Raw genomic sequence first — 19,195 nt, 5'->3', positions numbered from 1 at the left:
CTGAGAACTCGGGTATTCGTGTCGGCGAGGGCCGCGAATTACGGTGGTCTTCGCGCGTCGTGATGACCCGCTGAACCCCGTTCCGATCGCGCGTCGGCGAAGCTGTGTCGAGCCCTGCGCGAGTGCGGTGAACGAGTAAATCACTTGCGGTGTTTCGCCGATGCGCGCCCTGGGTACCGCCCCAATGCTGTCCGGTCACGTGACGTGGCATCCTCGAGACACCCCGGCCGCCGTTTCGGCGTGAATCTGGTCATTCGACCGGTGAGCGGGGGCGGCCTCTGCGCCATATGCAACGGCTGATAACGCCCCGGCAATTTTTCTTTGAAAACGCAACCTGTCGGAAATGGTTCGTGGGTACGGTGCCCGGTTATATCGGAAGTTCACCGTGTCCGTACCGGGGCCTGTGATCCAGGAGAACGCGGTGCGGCGCTCGAGAAGTGGGGCCCTGATGTTGGTTTCAAGGACGCCTGGAGAACGAAAGCGGATGCGAGCCTTCGCGGCCATCGGCGCGACAGCGCTGCTGGCCGCCGGTCTCGCGGGTTGTGGTTCCGGACGGACCGGGGAGGGAGGCGGCGGCGCCGGGCTGGTTGCCGGCACCACGGACAAGATCTTCTCGTTGGATCCCGCTGCCGCGTACGACAACGGATCGCTGCTGGTCGAGACTCAGATCTATTCGTATCTGCTGAACTTCACTCCCGGCGACGCGACGCCGAAGCCGGACGCCGCGGAGAAGTGTGAGTTCTCCACACCGACCGTGTACACCTGCAAGCTGAAGTCCGGGCTGAAGTTCGCCAACGGGAACCCCCTGACCGCCACCAGCGTCAAGTTCTCCTTCGACCGAATGGTCAAGATCAACGATCCCAACGGTCCCGCCTCGCTGCTCGGCAATCTGGACAAGACCGACGTCGTCGATGACCTGACCGTCGCCTTCACCCTGAAGGTCGGCAACGATCAGACCTTCCCGGCGATCCTGCCCACCCAGGCCGGTCCGATCGTGGACGAGAAGGTCTATCCGGCCGACAAGGTCATGGCCGATGAGGACGTGGTGAAGGCCAAGGGCTATTCCGGGCCGTTCACCATCGCGAGCTACGACAAGAACAAGCTGGTCGAGTACAAGGCGTACCCGGACTACAAGGGCATTCTCGGGACCCCCAAGACCTCGACGATCTCCACCAAGTACTACGCGACCTCCGACAACATGAAGCTCGACCTGCAGAACGGTGCGCTCGATGTCGGCTACCGGTCCTTCACGCCGACCGACATCGAATCGCTGCGCGGCAACGACAAGGTCAAGGTGTACGACGGTCCGGGCGGTGAGCTGCGCTACATCGTGTTCAACATGAACACCATGCCGGGTGGCACGCCGGAGCAGAAGCTCGCGGTGCGCAAGGCCATGGCGTCCTCCATCGACCGTCCGGCGCTGGCCGAGGGTGTCTACAAGAACACCTACAAACCCGCCTACGGCTATGTGCCGCAAGGTATGCCGGGCTCCGCGGAGCCGCTCCAGGAGCTCTACGGCGCGAAGCCGAACAAGGACGCGGCCGCCAAGTTCCTCGCCGACGCGGGTGTGGCGACGCCGGTCGAGCTGAACCTGCAATACAACCCGGATCACTACGGCTCCAGCAGTTCCGAGGAGTACGCGGCGATCAAGTCTCAGCTCGAGGCATCCGGGCTGTTCAAGGTGAACCTGCAATCCACCGAATGGGTTACCTACCAGCGTGAACGTGCGCGTGACGGCTACCCGCTCTACCACTTCGGCTGGTTCCCGGACTTCCCGGACGCGGACAACTACCTGACCCCGTTCTTCGCGCCGAACAACTTCCTGCAGTCGCACTTCGAGGAGCCGAAAGTCACTTCGCAGCTGACGGCGGAGGTGACCGAGCCGGACAAGGACAAGCGGGTCAAGCTGATCGAGGCCGTGCAGCGTGACCTCGCGCAGAACTATCTGCCGACGCTTCCTTTGCTGTCGGGTAAGCAGATTGCGGTAGCGAATCCCAAGGTCCAGGGGGTGCCGCAGACACTCGACGCCTCGTTCAAGTTCCGCTACACGGTACTGAGCAAGTGACATCCGGTGGAGCCGGGCTCGAGGCAGCGCCTCGGGCCCGGCGGTTCGGGCTGCCGCGCCGCGTCAAGGGGGGCGGCGGGGATTCCCGTCAGCTCGCGCTGTTGCGGTACTTGGGGATTCGGCTGCTGCTGATTCTGCCGACCGCGTGGATTCTGGTGACGGTCGTGTTCTTCCTGATGCGGGTGATCGGCGATCCGATCAGCGCGGCGATGGGCGGCCGCATGACCCAGGAGCAGATCGAAGTGCGCAAGGAGGCGGCTGGGTTGAACCGGCCGATCCTGACCCAGTATTGGGAGTACATCTCCGGGCTCGTGCACGGGGATTTCGGTCACTCCCAAGACAATCGGCAGATCAGTGAGGTCGTCACGACCTACGGCGCGGCGACCCTCGAGCTGGTGTTCTGGGCGTTGCTCGTGGCCTTCGCGGTCGGCGTGCCACTGGGCAGATACGCGGCGACGCATCGTGATTCGACCGCCGACGCCGGGCTGCGGATGTTCGCCATCCTGGCCTACGCGGCGCCGGTCTTCTTCGTCGGCATGCTGCTCAAGCTGATCTTCGCGGTGAAACTGGACTGGTTGCCGGTCGCGGGCCGGGCCAGTACGCCGGTGGAGCTGGAGCTGCAGCATGTTTCGCCGAAGACCAACATCATGGTGATCGACGCGATTCTCTACGGAGACGGCGGATATCTCGTCGATGTGCTGAAACATGCCGTGCTGCCCGCGATTGCGCTCGGCCTGCTGACCGCGGGGATCTTCCTGCGACTGGTGCGCATCAATCTGATCCAGACGCTGCGCAGCGACTACGTGGACGCCGCACGAGCCCGCGGGCTCTCCTCCCGGGTGGTGACCGGCCGACATGCCGTGCGCAACGCGATGATTCCCATTGTCACGGTGATGGGCATGTACATCGCGATGATGCTGGGCGGTGCGGTGCTGACCGAGACGACCTTTGAATGGAAGGGGCTCGGCTATCAGCTCGCGGAGTATCTGCACCAACGTGACTTCATCGCGGTGCAGGGCATTGTCGCGTTCGTCGCGCTCGCCGTCGCGGCCATGAGTTTCCTGGTGGACGTCATCGTCGCATTGATCGACCCGAGGGTGAGGTTCTGATGACCGCACCGGAATTGGCCAACGAGCCGGTGATCGTGCCGCCGGTGCCGCCCGGCGGACGCAGGCGATTGCCAGGACTGCGACTGTTGACGATGACCGCAGGGTTGCAACGGGTGACCCTGATCATCGGCCTCGGCCTGGTCGCGTTGTTCGTGCTCACAGCGATCTTCGCGCCATTGATCGCCCCCTATGGGCTGGCCCAGAACTCTTCCGACGGAGTCGCGTTCGTCGCGCAGCAACCGCCGTCGGGGCAGCACTGGTTCGGGACATCGGTCCGCAGTGAGGATGTGTTCTCCCGGGTGATCTATGGCGCGCGCACCGCGCTCTATGTGATCGCCATCTCGCTGACGCTATCGTTGCTCATCGGTGTGCCGCTGGGGCTGGTGTCCGGATACGTCGGTCGCTGGGTCGACCGGATACTCGTGCTCTTCATGGACGCGATCTACGCGTTCCCGACGCTGCTGCTCGCGATCGTGGTGTCGATCGTGGTGGCGGGCGGTCAGTCGAGCAGCTTCGGCGGCGTGCTCTCCGCCGCGGTGGCGATCACGGCGATTTATGTGCCGCAGTACTTTCGGGTGGTACGCAATGCCACAGTGGCGGTGAAGAACGAACCGTATGTGGATGCGGCCCGCGTCACCGGCGCCTCCACCACGCGAATCCTGTTCCGGCACATCCTCGCCAATGTCACCCAGTCGTTGCCGGTGATCATCACCCTCAACGGCGCCGACGCCATCCTCACCCTGGCCGCTCTCGGCTTTCTCGGCTTCGGTATCGAGCCGACCCAAGCCGCGGAATGGGGATACGACCTGAACAAGGCGCTCAACGATGTCTCCAACGGCATTTGGTGGACCAGCATCTTCCCCGGTACCGCCATCGTCCTCGTGGTGCTCGGTATGACGCTGGTCGGCGAGAGCCTCAACGAGGCCCTCAACCCACTGCTGCGGACCCGTCGCGCCGTTGCGGTCTCGGCGGATGACAGTCTCCCGGCCGAAGCCGCCGAAGCCGCCGAAGCCGCCGAAGCCGCCGAAGCCGCCGAAGCCGATGATGTCGATGATGTCGAGGATGTCGATGATGTCGAGGATTTCACTGCCGCAGTGAAAACCGATGCCGACGCAGGCGATGACTCTGCGGATGGCAGCGGCGGCGGTATTGCGCTGGAGAAAGCCGATCCCGACGAAACCTCGGTCGGCACAGGCGAAAAGGCTGTCGTGGCTGCCGAGGGCACTGTGCTGGACCAGGCCGATCCGGATGAGACCGCGAGTGCTGCCGACGACACGGCTGCCCCCATGGATGGTGGTGGGACCGCACCGGGACAGGCCGATGCCGACGAAACCTCGGTCGGCACAGGTGAAAAGGCTGTCGTGGCTGCCGAGGGCACTGTGCTGGACCAGGCCGATCCGGATGAGACCACGAGTGCTGCCGACGACACGGCTGCCCCCGTGGATGGCGGCGGGACCGTACCGGACCAGGCCGAAACCGGCGAATCACCGAGCGCCGGAACCGAAACGGATGCTGCCGCCGACGGCAGCACCGGGCCGGGCGAGCCGGTGCGGAAGGACAAGTCCAATGAGTGAGCCAGTTGTGGTGGCCGATCGCCGACCGGCGTTGTCGATCGAATCGCTGTCGGTCACCTTCGCCACCGATGCCGGGCCCGTCTACGCCGTCAGCGATGTGTCCTATGAGGTGTTTCCCGGGGAGGTCCTCGCGATCGTGGGGGAGTCGGGCTCCGGGAAGTCGGTGAGCTCCCGCACGGCGATGGGGTTGTTGCCCGCGACCGCGCGGGTGCGCGGCCTCGTCACCCTCGGCACCAAAGCCATCACCTCGATGAGCGAGAAGCAGCTCACCGCGCTGCGCGGTGGCGCGATCTCGATGGTGTTCCAGGAGCCCGGCCTCGCGCTCGACCCGCTGTTCACCGTCGGCTTCCAGATCAGCGAGGCGCTGCGGGCGCACAGCGATATGGGTCGCAAGGCGGCCAAAGCGCGTGCGGTGGAATTACTTCGGCTGGTCGGTCTGCCCGACCCCGAGCACCGGGTCGACTACTACCCGCATCAACTCTCGGGCGGGCAGAAACAGCGCGTGGTGATCGCCATCGCCATCGCCTGCGAGCCGAAGGTGATCATCGCCGACGAGCCGACCACCGCGCTCGACGTCACCGTGCAGGCCGAAATCCTGGAGCTGCTGCGCGATCTGCGCGATCGCATCGGCAGCGCCATCGTGCTCATCACCCACAACATGGGGGTGGTCGCCGACCTCGCCGACCGGGTCGTGGTGATGCGCGACGGCCGGGTGGTCGAGGAGGCGGCGGTGGACGAACTCTTCGCGAATCCGCGCGCGGACTACACCCGGGCGCTGCTCGCGGCCGTGCCCCATCTCGGCACCGAACAGCTCCAGCACGGCCCGCCGAAGGATGTGACGATCGCGGGCGACCCGGTGCTCGAGGTGTGCGATCTGGTGGTGCAATTCCCGGGGCCGTTCGGCAGGCCGCCGTTCCGCGCGGTGGACAACGTGACCCTGTCCATCGGGCCGGGCGAGACGCTCGGACTCGTCGGTGAATCGGGCTCGGGTAAATCGACCATCGGCCGCTGCGTCGCCGCGTTGCAACGCCCGACGTCGGGCGTGGTCCGGGTCCGCGGGCAGGACATCGCCGGGCTGTCGCAGCGACAGCTGCGGCCGATCCGGCGGCGCTTCGGTTTCGTCTTCCAAGACCCGGCCAGCTCGCTCAACCCGCGGCTCACCGTCGGCGACTGCGTCGCCGAGCCGTTGATCGTGCACAAGATGGGCACGGCGACCCAGATTCGCGACCGGGTGCGGCATCTGCTCGAGGACGTGCAACTGCCCGCGGACACCGATCGCCGCTATCCGCATGAACTGTCCGGCGGCCAGCGCCAGCGCGCCAGCCTGGCAAGGGCCCTTGCGCTGGACCCCGATCTGCTCGTCGCCGACGAGCCGACCAGCGCACTGGACGTCTCGGTGCAGGCCGCCGTGCTGGAGCTGTTCGGCCAGCTGCAACGCGAATGCGGGTGGGCTTGCCTGTTCATCAGCCACGATCTCGCCGTAGTCGACCAGCTGGCCGATCGGATCATGGTGCTGCGCGATGGCGCGGTGGTCGAACAGGGCGATCGGGATCGGATTCTGCGTGCACCGCAACAGGAGTACACACAGCGCCTGGTCGCCGCCGTGCCGGTCCCCGATCCGGTGGAGCAGCGCCGCCGTCGGGCCCGGACCGCGAGCCTGTTCGCGACCGAGCTCGGCGAATCGAGCACGACTCGCACGCCGGTGGCGGAGGGAGATTCGGCGTGACAACCGATTTTGCTCGCGCACGGGTAACTCACCGGGTACATCCAGAACTCGGCTCGACACGTGACCGCCGGTCCGCGCGGAAACTGTCGTGGCGGCTACCACCGGCGAAAGTCGCGGAGAGGCGGGGGAGCGCTGTGTGCTTGTTATCCGGCTCCGGTAGCGTGATCAGGCATCTATCCGCCGATTCGGTTTGGAGCTTTCCCCGAAAATGACTGAACAGACACCTAGTGGCGCCGGTGCCTCCTACGCCGCAGCGGGCGTGGACATCGAGGCCGGTGACCGCGCCGTCGAGTTGTTCGGACCATTGGCGAAGAAGGCCACCCGGCCCGAAGTCCAGGGTGGCCTCGGCGGATTCGCCGGACTGTTCGCACTGAAGGGTGGCTACCGCGAGCCGCTGCTCGCCGCCTCCACCGACGGCGTCGGCACCAAGATCGCCGTCGCACAGGCCATGGACAAGCACGACACCGTCGGGCTCGACCTGGTCGCCATGGTCGTCGACGATCTGGTGGTGTGCGGCGCCGAGCCGCTGTTCCTGCAGGACTACATCGCCGTCGGCAAGGTGGTGCCGGAGCGGGTCGCCGAACTGGTCTCCGGCATCGCCGAGGGCTGCGTGCTGGCGGGCTGCGCGTTGCTCGGCGGCGAGACCGCCGAGCACCCCGGCCTGATGGATCCCGACGACTACGACCTGTCGGCGACCGGTGTCGGCGTGGTCGAGGCCGACGCGGTGCTCGGCCCGGACCGAGTGCGTCCCGGCGACGTAGTGATCGCGATGGGCGCGTCGGGCCTGCACTCCAACGGTTACAGCCTGGCCCGCAAGGTGCTGCTCGACATCAGCAGGATGTCGCTGACCGGGCACGTCGAGGAGTTCGGTCGCACGCTGGGCGAGGAGCTGCTCGAGCCGACCAGGATCTACGCCAAGGACTGCCTCGCGCTGATCGCCGAAACCGATGTGCGCACCTTCGCGCACGTCACCGGTGGCGGTCTGGCCGCCAATCTGGGCCGGGTGCTGCCCGCGGGTCTGGTCGCCGAGCTCGATCGCGGCACCTGGAATCCCGCGCCGGTCTTCAAGATGATCGCCCAGCGCGGGCGGGTCGAGCGGGTCGAGATGGAGAAGACCTTCAACATGGGCGTCGGCATGGTTGCCGTCGTCGCGCCGGAGGATGTCGACCGGGCGCTTGCCGTGCTGACCGCGCGGCACATCGAGTGCTGGACCCTCGGCACTGTCAAGAAGGCCAAGGATGCGGACGCGTTGCGCGCGATCCTGGTCGGCGAGCACCCGAGGTTCTGATCGCCGCGGTCGGACACGACCGTCGAACGCACAACAGAGTCCCGCATCAGATGATGCGGGACTCTGTTGGCGTATGCAGGTGATTGTGTTGCAGGCCTAGATGTTCGCGTCCGCCAACACAGGGTCAATCGACGCACGAAAGCGGGGGAGGCCCTGGCCTCCCCCTCATACGTAGACGTGTGTCAGCGGCGCCAGTCGTCGTAGTTATCGTCGCTGTCCCAGCGGGACCGCGATTCGTCGACATCGTGCTCGTCGGAGATCACATCACTGCGCTGCGCGGTGTGGGGAGCACTGCTGCCCCCCGCCAACTCGCGCTGAAGGCTCGTGAAGTCGGTCGACGGAGAGCTGTACTTCAGCTCGCGTGCGACCTTGGTCTGCTTTGCCTTAGCCCGGCCACGGCCCATGGCTGACCCCCTCGCGTCACTGCGGGGCGGCCTGGGGTGGTTTGGCGGCCCCGTTCGAATTGATATCTTCCTGACAGACACTTTAGCGTGTGTCAGGCAGTCTCGCTTCCATGAGTGGGTGAAGAACTCTTCGAGTGGTGCCGTTTGCCCGGTTGTCGCCCTCGGCGCTCGGGCCTACACCACCCCGGGGATGGCACGGATGACGCCGACCCGGGCGCCGCCGCCGAGCACCGCGGGCGCCGCGAGCTCGGTATGCGCGTCGGTCCACTCGACACCCATTCGGTGCAGAATGGCCAGCGTCAGGGGGATGCGAGCCCGATCGTGGCCGTCATCGATCTTGTACGCGAAAGCCGTTCCGTCCGGCAGCGCACCGGCATGCACGCCGTCGGCGCCGATCTTGCAGACCAGGCCGGGGGTCGCCTGCATAATCAATAAATCGGGCGCGTTCGTGCCGGAAATCACTCGCGGATGCGCGCGAATCGCGTCGGCGACGCGCCGTTCCGGCGCCTCGGGATCGGCCGTCGCCATGGTCGCGAACGCGCGCGCGAGGTTGACCAACGAGACCGGGATGATGGGCAGCCCACAGCCATCGATACCGAGATCGGACTCCAGTTCTCCGGTGAGATCGGTAATGGTGGCGATCACCGACTGCTGCAGCGGGTGCGCCTCGTCGAGGTAGCCCGTGGTCGGCCAGCCGTTGACGGCGCAGGTGGCAAGCATCGCCGCGTGCTTGCCGGAGCAGTTCATGAAGACCGGGCTCGGCTCGACGGATTCGGCGAGCGCCGCGGCCCGCGCGCGCTCGCCCGACGGCAGGTCGGGCGGGCATTCGAGGGCCTTCTCGTCGAACCCGAACCGGTCGAGCAGCCTGCGCACCAGCGCGACATGATCCGGCTCGCCGTAATGCGAGGCCGTCGCGATGGCCAGTTCCGCGTCGTCGAGCGGTTCGAAGCCGTTGCGTAGCAGAGTGATCGCCTGCATCGGCTTGTTGGTCGAGCGCGGGAAGATCGGCAGATGCACCTCGCCGAGCGCGAGGGTCGGCTCGCCGTCGGAGCCGAGGATGACCGCCGAGCCGCGGTGCACGCATTCGCGGAAACCGGAACGGACGACTTCGACCAGTTCGACACTCACGACAGCACCTCGCCGGTGATCGGTTGCGTGGTGTCCTCGGTGTCGCTGCGCTCGATCACAGTGGGGGCTCCCGTCGCGGGTTCGTCGGCGCGCTGTTGTCGGGCGCGTTGTTCGTTCGCATGGCGGCGTGCGTGCCGCTCGATCTGCATTCGCACGTCGTCGGAGATCGACGGTTCGGTCTCGAGCAGCACCGCGAGCCGGTCCATCTCTTTGCCGGTGAAGAGATCGCGGACGGTCACGCCGTGCTCGGGGACGTGCACCACCCGCACTTCGTCGCAGGCGCCGATGCTGCCCTCGGTCAGCACTCGCAGGTAGGCGCCGGTATCGCTCTGCAGGGTGAAGCGCCGGACCCACTGCGCCTCGCTGCTCCAGTGCTGGAAGGTGGCGCACGGCACGCGCGGCGCGCTCACCTCGAGCAGTGTGTCGCCGATCGACCAGCGGGCGCCGATCACCGCGTCGCTGACCGCGAGCCCGGAGATCCGCAGATTCTCACCGAACCAGCCTGCCGGCAGGTCGCGGTCGAGCTCCTCGGCCCAGCGTTCGGCGTCGGCCTGGGCATACGCGTAGACGGCCTGATGGACACCGCCGTGATTGTTGATATCGCACACGTGGTCGCCGTCGAGGCCGAGCGAGCGCACCGTCACTCGACCAGGCTGGGGCCGCTTGTCGATCGCGGTCTTGCCGACCCGGCCCGGCACCTCGAGTTCGGCATGTACGACACAGACCGCGAGCACGCGGGCGGAGTCATCGGGTTGCATCGGGCCTTCCCCCTGTGTGTCGGATGTGCCACGCCTGCGGCACCGGGACTTTCGCCACCACAGCCGAACCAGCTCAGCGCCCGCGCAGCCGGTCGACCGCGAGCCTGCCCGCTTGGGGTGCGTCGTCGGCGGGCACCGAATCCGGATCGATCGCGGCGGCACACGGTCCGGCGGTCAGTGCGGTATCGGCGGGAATGGTGCGCTTGATCAGGGCAAGGGCGATCGGGCCGAGTTCGTAGTGGTCGATGATGGTGCCGATACGGCCGACCGCGCGCCCGCCCGCGGTGACGTCGTCGCCGACGGCGGGACGGTCGTCGGCGGAGCCGTCGAGGTGCAGCAGCACCAGATGACGCGGAGGTTTGCCGAGATTGTGCACTCGGGCGACGGTTTCCTGCCCGCGATAGCAGCCCTTGTTCAGGTGGACCGCGCCGTGCTCGTCGATCCCGCCGATCCAGTGCGCCTCGTGCGGGATGGTCCGCTCATCGGTGTCCAGCCCGACGCGCGGGCGCAGTGCCGCGACGCGCAACGCCTCGAAGGACCACATGCCGGCGGGTTCGGCGCCCGCTGTGGTCAACCGGGTCCACAGATCGTCGAGCTGCTCACGTGGAATCACCAGATCGAAGGAATCGCCGGTCGGCCACGGCATCCGGCGCAAGAAGCCGCCGCCGGGCAGCGGTACCGCATCGTAGGCGCCGGGCAGCGGCTCGGTCAGGCCGAGCGGCTCGGTCAGCCTGCCGACCTGCGGGCCGAGCAGGCTCAGCACCGCGTAATCGGCGGCCTCTTCCGGCTTGGCGTCGGCCCAGAAGACCATCTTCTTCAGGAAATCGAGGAGCGCGGGTCCGCGGTCGGCCTCGGTGTCGATCCACAGCGTGCCATCCAGATCGGTGAGCACGAAGTGGTGCAGCACCCGGCCGTTGAGATCGAGATCCAGATTCTCCGCCGACTTCCGGTCGCCCAGGTTCGCGATGTGCTGGCTGCTGATGGTGTGCAGCCAGCTCAGCCGTTCGGCGCCGGTGATGCTCAGCACGAATCGGTGCGACCGATCGACGATCGCCACCCGTTCCACGGCTGCGCGTTGCTCCCCGAGGGGATCACCGTAATGCCATGCGACGGCGGCATCCGGCGAACCGGGTGCTCCCGCGACGGCGCCCGGGACAACAAGGATGGGGCTCGGTACAACGACCACGGACACGCCAACCACTCTAGGCGGGTGCCGAGCGGCGTGCGGTAGTCGGGCCACCGGCAGGTCGTTCGATCGGGGAGCGGCACAGGTAACTTCACCGCACAAAGTCGCGCTCGGTCCGATACCACCCTGAATGGCCGCAAAACATTTGCCGTGACGTAGGCGCGGTCGGCGAACAGGGCCTACGCTTCCTCGCATGGTAGATCGAGTTCTGGTAACACTCGATGGCGCGGTCCGGGATCCGGACGCGCCGTTGTTATTTGCTGACGATATCGGCGTGCTTCGTGGTGACGGTGTTTTCGAGACGGTGCTGGTGCGTGCCGGCAATCCTTGTGCGATCGAGTTCCATCTAGGCAGACTGCGTCGTTCGGCGCAGGCGCTGGACTTGCCGGAGCCCGAATTGGGGCGGTGGCGCGAGGCGGTCGAGCAGGCGGCGAAGGAATGGGGCACCGAGCGCGAAGGCCTGATGCGGCTGGTGTTCACGCGGGGCCGCGATACCGAACTCTCCGGCGCCAAGTCCTCGGTCACCTCTGGTGATCTCGCCGCCGCGGTGCCGGTGCCGACGTGCTACGTGCTGGTGCTGCCGGTGCCGGAGCGGGTGCAGCAGGCCAGGACCGATGGTGTCTCGGTGGTGACGCTGTCCCGCGGTATTTCGGTGGACCTGGCGCAGGCCGCGCCGTGGCAGCTGCTCGGCGCGAAGACGCTGTCGTACGCCTCCAATATGGCGGCGCTGCGGTTCGCGCACCGGATGGGCGCCGACGACGTGATCTTCACCAGCACCGAGAACCGGGTGCTGGAGGGTCCGCGTTCGACGGTGGTGATCGCCCGCGACAAGCAGTTGATCACTCCGCCTGCCAAGAACGGCATCCTGCCCGGCGTCACTCAGCGGGCGCTGTTCGCCGAGGCGGCGAAGGCGGGCTGGAAATGTGAATACAAGTCGCTGTTCACTGCCGATCTGCTGACCTGCGACAGCATTTGGATGCTGTCGAGCATCACGCTGGCCGCGCGGGTCAACTCGTTGGATGGTCTGCGCATGATGGCGCCGGACAATGCCGAGGAGATCATCGAGTTGGTCGACCGAGGCGTCGGCAGGGCCGGTGCGATCGGGGATTGGTGAGTGCCTCAGGAGGCCTTTTCCCGTGATCTTCGTCCTACTACTACCTGTAGGAGTTGTTGGCGAGCTCGGGAAATGGCCGTCCTGAGCGCGGCAGCGCGGTGTGTCGCGCGTTAAGTCTTCTTGATCGGGCAAGCCTCCGGCGTAGCCTTTACTACGACATGTCGTAGATCGGTTGGAGGTCGAATGAGCGTCTTGGACATCTCGCGCTGGCAGTTCGGCATCACGACCGTTTACCACTTCATTTTCGTCCCGCTGACGATCGGCCTCGCCCCGCTCGTCGCGGGTATGCACACCGCATGGGTGGTGACCGGCAAAGAACACTGGTACCGGCTGACGAAGTTCTTCGGGAAGCTGTTCCTGATCAACTTCGCGCTGGGCGTCGCCACCGGCATCGTGCAGGAATTCCAGTTCGGCATGAACTGGAGCGAGTACTCCCGCTTCGTCGGCGACGTGTTCGGCGCCCCGCTCGCGCTGGAGGCGCTTGTCGCGTTCTTCCTGGAGTCGACGTTTATCGGCCTGTGGATCTTCGGCTGGACCCGGCTGCCCAAAAAGCTGCACCTCGCCACCATCTGGATGGTCGCCATCGGTGTGAATGCCTCCGCGTACTTCATCGTCGCGGCCAACTCGTTCATGCAGCACCCGGTCGGCGCGCGGTACAACGCCGAACGCGGCCGCGCCGAGCTCACCAGCATCTGGGAGGTGCTGACCAACAACACAACACTCGCGGCCTTCCCGCACGTCGTCGCGGGTGCTTTCCTCACCGCGGGCACCTTCGTCGCGGGCATCTCCGGCTGGTGGATGGTTCGGAATGCGCGCAGCGGCGACGAGACGAAAGTCGCCGAGGCGCGGGGTATGTGGCGCTCGGCGGGACGTGCGGGCATGTGGGTGATCGTGGTGTCCGGCATCGCCATCTTCTTCACCGGTGACATACAGGGCAAGCTGATGTTCGAACAGCAGCCGATGAAAATGGCGTCGGCGGAGTCGTTGTGCCACACCGCGACCGATCCGGACTTCTCGATCCTCACGGTCGGCACGCACAACAACTGCGACAGCGTCACGCACGTGCTCGACGTGCCCTACGTGCTGCCGTACCTGGCCGAGGGCAAGTTCAGCGACGTCACCCTCGACGGCGTCGTCGACCTGCAAAAGGCCTACAACGAGAAGTTCGGGCCCGGCGACTACCGGCCCAACCTGTTCGTCACCTACTGGTCCTTCCGCGCCATGATCGGCCTGTCCGCCGGCGCGATCGGGCTCTGGCTGGTCGGCATGTGGCTGACCAGAGGCGGCCGCGTCGCGGATCAGCGCTGGTACTCGTGGCTGTGCCTGCTCGCCATTCCGACACCGTTTCTGGCCAACGCCGCGGGCTGGGTGTTCACCGAAATGGGCCGCCAGCCCTGGGTTGTCGCGCCGAACCCGACCGGCGATCCACAGTTGCGGCTGATGGTGCAGCAGGGCGTCTCCGACCATGTCGCAGGCACGGTGATCACCTCGCTGGTGGTCTTCACACTGCTCTACGGCGCGCTCGCGGTGGTGTGGTTCTACCTCATGCGCCGCTATGTGATCGCCGGACCCGAGCGGCCGACCCTCGGGCCGCCCGGCGGCGGACCGGATGATACGGATGGTCCTGTCGGCCGCCATCGCGCCGAAGAGCCTGCCGTCGAACAGCTTTCCTTCGCTTACTGAGGAGCCGACGATGAGTTTGCAAGAGTTCTGGTTCATTCTGATCGGCGTCCTGTTCACCGGCTACTTCGTGCTGGAGGGCTTCGACTTCGGGGTCGGCATGCTGATGCCCATCCTCGGCAAGGGCAGCGATGCGCGCAGGCGCGTGGTGCTCAACACCATCGGCCCGGTGTGGGACGGCAACGAGGTCTGGTTGATCACGGCGGCCGGCGCGATGTTCGCGGCCTTCCCCGAGTGGTACGCGAGTCTGTTCTCCGGCTTCTACCTCGCGCTGCTGCTGGTGCTCGTCGCGCTGATCCTGCGGATCTGCGCCATCGAGTATCGGAGCAAGATCGACGACCCGAAGTGGCGGGCCCGCTGCGACATCGGCATCGGTATCGGCTCCTGGATACCGGCTTTGGCCTGGGGCTGGGTGTTCGCCAATGTGGTGCGCGGAGTGCCGCTGAACGAGAAGAAGCAGATCACCGGTTCGGTGTGGGAGCTGCTCGGACCGTACGCACTGCTCGGCGGGCTCGCGACCGGGCTGCTGTTCGCGCTGCACGGTGCGGTCTTCCTGGTGTTGAAGACCGGCGGCGAAGTGCGTGACGACGCGGTGCGAACGGTGCGGCTGCTGCTCGTGCCGACGGCCGTCGTCGTCGGCGCCTTCGGCGTGTGGACTCAGCTCGCCTACGGCACCGGCTGGACCTGGATTCCGTTGGCGCTTGCGGTGATCGGGCTCTTGGTCGCAGGCGCGGCCTCGTTCGCGAATCGGGACGGGTGGGGTTTCACCGGCACCACACTCACCGTCGCCGCCGCGACCGTGCTGCTGTTCGGGTCGCTGTACCCGAATGTGTTGCCCTCCACCATCAATGACCTGTTCGACCTCACCATCGACAACGCGTCGTCCACGCCGTACACACTGAAGGTGATGAGCTGGGCCGCGGTGATCGTCACCCCGGTCGTGCTGGCCTACCAGGGCTGGACGTACTGGGTATTCCGCAAACGCATCACCGTCGACCAGATCCCGCCGCCCATCGGGCTGCCGCCGCACTCGGCACCGCCGGTGGAAACGGCCGTCCCCCAGGATTCGAGCAAGGACTGATTCCATGGCCCGCCCGCCTGTCGATCCGCGCCTGTGGCGGCACGCCCGTTCGGCCCGCCGCTATCTGGCGCTGAGCGTGGCGCTGTCGCTGGTGATCACGATCGCCATCGTGGTCACCGCGGTCGCGTTGGCTCGGGTGCTGGCCGGGGTCATCACCGACCCAAGCCGGCGCACCCTCGGCGGGTGGATGACCGAACTCGCTGTCCTGGCTTGCGCCGTCGCCGTTCGGGTTGTGGCCACCTGGGTGCAATCACGCCTGGCGCATCGCGCGGGCGCGGCGGTGGTGACCGAGTTGGAGACCGCCGTCCTGGCCGCAGGCGCCCGCATGGCGCCGCGCGAACTCGAAACCCGCCGAACAGAACTCGCGGTCGTCGTCGGCACCGGCCTCGCCGGCCTGCGCGCCTACCTCACCGGCTACCTGCCCGCGCTGCTGCTCGCCTGCCTGGTGCCGCCGATCGTGCTGGTGGTCATCGCCGCGCACGACCCGATCTCCGGCGGTATCGCCGTGGTGACGCTCCCGCTGATCCCGGTCTTCATGATCCTCATCGGCCTGCTCACCCAGGGTCGTGCCGAAGCCACCCTCGCCGCGACCACCCGCCTCTCGGATCAGCTGCTGGACTTGTTCGCCGGTATGCCGACGTTGCGGGCGCTCGGCCGGGAAGGCGGTGCGGTCGAATCCAGCACAACTTCCGCTCGCACGCGAGCGCGCCGCGCCGGTGACCAGGACGTGGATCTCGGCGCGAGCGACCGGGCCGGCTCGATGGAACACCGGGTGCGCGAGCTCGGAGATGCATTGCGGCAGCGCACCATGCGCGCGCTGCGAATCGCGTTTTTGTCGTCGATGGTGCTGGAGATGCTCGCGACTTTGAGCGTCGCGCTGATCGCGGTCGCCATCGGCCTGCGGCTCGTGTACGGCGAGATGAGCCTGTACGCCGGGTTGGTGGCGCTGATCCTGGCCCCCGAGGTCTACTTGCCGCTGCGGATGGTCGGCGAGCGTTTCCACGCCGCCCAGGACGGGATGGCGGCGGCCGACAAGGCTTTTGCTGTTCTGGAGCCGGAATCAGCGGTTGCCGGGCCGGACATGCCCGGTGGCGTCGGTCCGGTCGGCGAGTCCGACGAGCACGATCACCGTCGCTCGCCCCAGGGTTCGGTCTTCGGCGGCGTCATCGCGGTGCGTGATCTCGCGGTCCGCGCCAGGGATGGTTTCGCACCGGCCGGCCTTTCGGCGGTGCTGCGCCCCGGTGCGGTCACCGTGCTGGCCGGTCCCAACGGGAGCGGGAAATCGACCACCCTGCAGGCGATTCTGGGGCTGATCACGCCGGATCGGGGCTCGGTGACGGTCGACGGAACCGACGTCCGCGACCTCGACGCGGACGCCTGGTGGGGTCGGGTGGCCTGGTTGCCGCAGCGCCCTGTCCTGGTGCCGGGAACCCTGCGCGAAAATCTCGAGCTGCTCGGCGCCCGAGTGCCGGACACGTCGGCGCCGGGAGCGCCGCGAGTCGTCGACGAGCTCGAAGCCGCCTGCCTCGCAACCGGATTCGACGCCGTTCTCGCCGGCCTGCCCCGCGGCTGGGACACGGTCGTCGGCGCAGGCGGTGTCGGGCTCTCCCTTGGCCAACGCCAACGCTTGGCCCTCACCAGAGTCCTCGCCGCCGACCGTCCGGTGCTGCTACTCGACGAACCGACCGCCCACCTCGACCCCGACAGCGAGGCCGCTGTGCTGGCAGCCCTGAAACAACGCGCCCGTGCCGGAGCCACCGTTGTCGTCATCGGCCACCGTCCCACCGTCCTCGCCGCCGCCGACCACATCATCCGAGTCCACGCCGAAGCAGGCGACGCCCCCGCGGTGGTACCCCGATGAGCACAATCACGCGGGCAGTGGGCGGGAAGGCGGTAACCGGCGTGGTCGGCGATATTCGGCGGATGTGGCGGCTGCTCGCGTTGTCGCCGTGGCGGATCGCGGTGGCGATCGGGTGGGGCACCGCGGCGTTGGGTAGTGGACTCGCACTGGCGGCGTTGGCGGCGTGGTTGATCGCGCGGGCCTGGGAGATGCCGCCGGTGCTCGATCTGAGCGTTGCGGTGGTCTCGGTGCGCGCGCTGGGAATTTCGCGTGGGCTGTGCAGGTACCTGGAACGCCTTGCTACACATGATGTCGCGTTGCGCGCGATGACCACGGCACGGTCGACCGTCTACCGGGCGCTGGCGCGCTCCGACGTCTGGATGCGACGGGGCGTGCCGCGCTCGCAACGGCAAGCCGAATCCGATGGTGCCGGACAGTTCGGCGGTGCTGTTCCCGATGCCCATCTCGGACCTCGGGATGCTGCGGGAAGAGTCGGTGCCTCGGAGCGAGGCGTTGACGTAGCCGCGTCGGGTTCCGGCAGCGCCGCGCAGATGCGTCGCGGTGATCTATTGGTTCGAATCGGTGGCGATATCGACGATCTGGGCGCGGTCGTTGTGCGCGTCTTCGTGCCGATCGCGGTGGCGCTCCTCTTGTCGGCGGCCGCGATCGGGCTGCTTGCGACTATTTCGGCGGCAGCGGCCGTGATTCTGGCTGCGGCGCTGGCCGTTTCGGGGATCGTCGCGCCGTTGTTGTCGGCACTGGCCGCCCACGAAGCGGAGACCGCCGTGCGGGCCGATCGCGCCGAGTTCACCGCGCAGGCGGTCACCGTACTGGACCACGCGGCCGAGTTGCGCGTTGCAGGCCGTCTGGATGCGGCGCTGGCGGCCGCGAACAGCGCCGGGCAGCGCGCAGTGGCAGCGGAGGATTCCGCGGCGTCACGCAGCGCGTGGGCCGCCGCCGCGACGCCGCTCTCGATCGGCGTGAGCGTGCTCGGCGCGCTGCTGGTCGGCATCGCGACCTACGGGCCGAACGGCGGCGGTTCCGGTGCGATGACGCCGATGGCGCTCACCATCCTTGTGCTGCTGCCACTCTCGGCCTTCGAGGCGGTGGGCGCGTTGCCCGCCGCCGCGCAGGCGCTGACCACCGCTCGTGCCGCTCTGCACCGGCTCTTGCCTGCTGAGGGCGGGGACGCTGCCACGGCAGAGCTCCCAGCGCGTCGGCCATCAGTACGCACCGATGACACGAGCGACGAGGACCGAGTGCGGCGCAGTTCTTCGCGAGAACTGTCGGTGCACGGCGGACCCGCCGGTCCGGACAGCTCGGACCGAAATCGACACGGAACATCCCCGGATCTGTGGCCGGACAACATGCCCGACCGCCCCGCCGGACGCCGGATCGCCGTTGTCGGCCCGAGCGGTGCGGGCAAGACGACGCTGCTCATGTTCTGGGCCGGGCTCTTCGACACCCCGCATCCCGGTGTCACCTTCTTCGCCGAAGACGCCCACCTGTTCGGCACCTCGGTCCTGGAGAACCTGCGCGTCGCGTGCGGTGACCTGACCGAGGCCGACGCCGAACAAGCCTTGCGCGCGGTCGGTCTCGGCGACTGGCTGGACTCCCTCCGTGACGGTCTGCGCACCGATCTGGTCGGCGGTGCCGCCGCCGTCTCCGGTGGCCAACGCCGTCGCATCCTGCTCGCTCGCGCTCTGATCGCGCCTGCTCGAGTCCTGCTGCTCGACGAGCCGACCGAACACCTGGAAGCCGAAGCAGGCGCCCACCTGTTGCGCGATCTCCTCGATGCCGACAGCGGCCTGGTCGACCGCGATCGAATTGTGGTGGTCGTCACACATCAACTCCCGCCGGACCACCGCGCCGACGCGATCGTGCGGGTCTCCGCATCAGGCCAGGTCAGCGCGGTATTCGCAACACCGGAACCCGCCGTTTTCGCCGACCGAGAAATTCCGTTGCCGACTCGCTGACACCTCGCTAAATTCGTCCTTACACAAGGAAGGAGGTGGTTCGAGAAATGTATTTTTCCAGGACACGTGAGGTGGCTGCGCGCTAGCGCCACCGCTGCAGGATTCCCGCGCGAGCGCTAGCGAATCCAACGCAGTCACCCGGCCCCCGAGCCCCCGGTCCAGTCCGACCGGGCCTTGTGTGAGTTGCATCCACAAGGAAAGGCTCGGGGGCCGTTCCCTTTTTCTGCCGAAGATCGCCCGGCCGGCGGATCGGCTTCGGGTGCACG

13 protein-coding genes and 1 pseudogene are annotated in these 19,195 nt (G+C 67.2%); 10 read left to right on the top strand and 4 right to left on the bottom strand.

Translation table 11 applies throughout. The annotated features are described in order from the left end of the window. The first annotated feature begins 484 nt into the window (after positions 1–484). The 5 genes and pseudogenes from ACFU4Z_RS03010 (at position 485) to purM (ending at position 7,762) form a co-directional block, all read left to right on the top strand. Positions 485–2,065 (top strand): ABC transporter substrate-binding protein, encoded by a 1,581-nt coding sequence (locus tag ACFU4Z_RS03010; protein ID WP_379059255.1) that lies wholly within the window; start codon positions 485–487, stop codon positions 2,063–2,065. 98 nt (positions 2,066–2,163) lie between these two features. Further along, positions 2,164–3,174 (top strand): ABC transporter permease, encoded by a 1,011-nt coding sequence (locus ACFU4Z_RS03005; protein ID WP_379059317.1) that lies wholly within the window; start codon positions 2,164–2,166, stop codon positions 3,172–3,174. Beyond that, positions 3,174–4,127 (top strand): annotated as a pseudogene (locus ACFU4Z_RS03000) (ABC transporter permease); the annotation flags it as partial. The gene ACFU4Z_RS03005 and the pseudogene ACFU4Z_RS03000, both read left to right, overlap by 1 nt. Before the next feature lie 613 nt (positions 4,128–4,740). After that, positions 4,741–6,474 (top strand): ABC transporter ATP-binding protein, encoded by a 1,734-nt coding sequence (locus ACFU4Z_RS02995; RefSeq protein WP_379059253.1) that lies wholly within the window; start codon positions 4,741–4,743, stop codon positions 6,472–6,474. Positions 6,475–6,682: 208 nt separating this feature from the next. After that, positions 6,683–7,762: a phosphoribosylformylglycinamidine cyclo-ligase gene (gene purM, locus ACFU4Z_RS02990; RefSeq protein ID WP_379059251.1), complete on the top strand. Its 1,080-nt coding sequence runs from the start codon at positions 6,683–6,685 to the stop codon at positions 7,760–7,762. A 182-nt stretch (positions 7,763–7,944) separates the two neighbouring features. Here purM and ACFU4Z_RS02985 read toward each other — a convergent pair whose 3' ends face one another. The 4 genes from ACFU4Z_RS02985 to ACFU4Z_RS02970 all read right to left on the bottom strand — a co-directional run bounded on the left by ACFU4Z_RS02985 (position 7,945) and on the right by ACFU4Z_RS02970 (position 11,244). Next, positions 7,945–8,166, bottom strand: coding sequence for a DUF3073 domain-containing protein (locus tag ACFU4Z_RS02985; RefSeq protein WP_379059250.1), 222 nt, complete (start codon positions 8,164–8,166; stop codon positions 7,945–7,947). A 174-nt stretch (positions 8,167–8,340) separates the two neighbouring features. After that, on the bottom strand, positions 8,341–9,294 hold the full coding sequence (locus ACFU4Z_RS02980) for an asparaginase (protein ID WP_379059248.1): 954 nt from the start codon (positions 9,292–9,294) through the stop codon (positions 8,341–8,343). Then, positions 9,291–10,052, bottom strand: a complete 762-nt coding sequence (locus ACFU4Z_RS02975) for an MOSC domain-containing protein (RefSeq protein ID WP_379059247.1) — start codon at positions 10,050–10,052, stop codon at positions 9,291–9,293. Before ACFU4Z_RS02975 ends, ACFU4Z_RS02980 begins: the two co-directional genes overlap by 4 nt. Before the next feature lie 73 nt (positions 10,053–10,125). After that, on the bottom strand, positions 10,126–11,244 hold the full coding sequence (locus ACFU4Z_RS02970) for a YgfZ/GcvT domain-containing protein (RefSeq protein ID WP_379059245.1): 1,119 nt from the start codon (positions 11,242–11,244) through the stop codon (positions 10,126–10,128). Between the two features lie 187 nt (positions 11,245–11,431). Here ACFU4Z_RS02970 and ACFU4Z_RS02965 point away from each other — a divergent pair, with 187 nt between their 5' ends. The 5 genes from ACFU4Z_RS02965 (at position 11,432) to cydC (ending at position 18,929) form a co-directional block, all read left to right on the top strand. Beyond that, on the top strand, positions 11,432–12,352 hold the full coding sequence (locus ACFU4Z_RS02965) for an aminodeoxychorismate lyase (protein ID WP_379059244.1): 921 nt from the start codon (positions 11,432–11,434) through the stop codon (positions 12,350–12,352). A gap of 183 nt (positions 12,353–12,535) precedes the next feature. After that, complete coding sequence (locus ACFU4Z_RS02960) at positions 12,536–14,035, top strand: cytochrome ubiquinol oxidase subunit I (protein ID WP_379059243.1); 1,500 nt, start codon at positions 12,536–12,538, stop codon at positions 14,033–14,035. A 10-nt stretch (positions 14,036–14,045) separates the two neighbouring features. Next, the gene (gene cydB / locus ACFU4Z_RS02955; RefSeq protein WP_379059241.1) at positions 14,046–15,113 is read left to right on the top strand and encodes a cytochrome d ubiquinol oxidase subunit II; all 1,068 of its coding nucleotides are present in this window, start codon (positions 14,046–14,048) and stop codon (positions 15,111–15,113) included. Positions 15,114–15,117: 4 nt separating this feature from the next. Continuing rightward, positions 15,118–16,974, top strand: coding sequence for an ABC transporter ATP-binding protein/permease (locus ACFU4Z_RS02950; RefSeq protein ID WP_379059240.1), 1,857 nt, complete (start codon positions 15,118–15,120; stop codon positions 16,972–16,974). 62 nt (positions 16,975–17,036) lie between these two features. After that, positions 17,037–18,929: a thiol reductant ABC exporter subunit CydC gene (gene cydC / locus ACFU4Z_RS02945; protein WP_379059316.1), complete on the top strand. Its 1,893-nt coding sequence runs from the start codon at positions 17,037–17,039 to the stop codon at positions 18,927–18,929. Positions 18,930–19,195 lie beyond the last annotated feature (266 nt).

The sequence above is a fragment of the Nocardia sp. NPDC057440 genome (assembly GCF_042802915.1).
In the GTDB taxonomy this organism is placed as follows: Bacteria; Actinomycetota; Actinomycetes; order Mycobacteriales; family Mycobacteriaceae; genus Nocardia.
The sequence above is the reverse complement of the archived record's forward strand: the minus strand, read 5'-3'. Positions and strand labels throughout refer to the sequence as shown.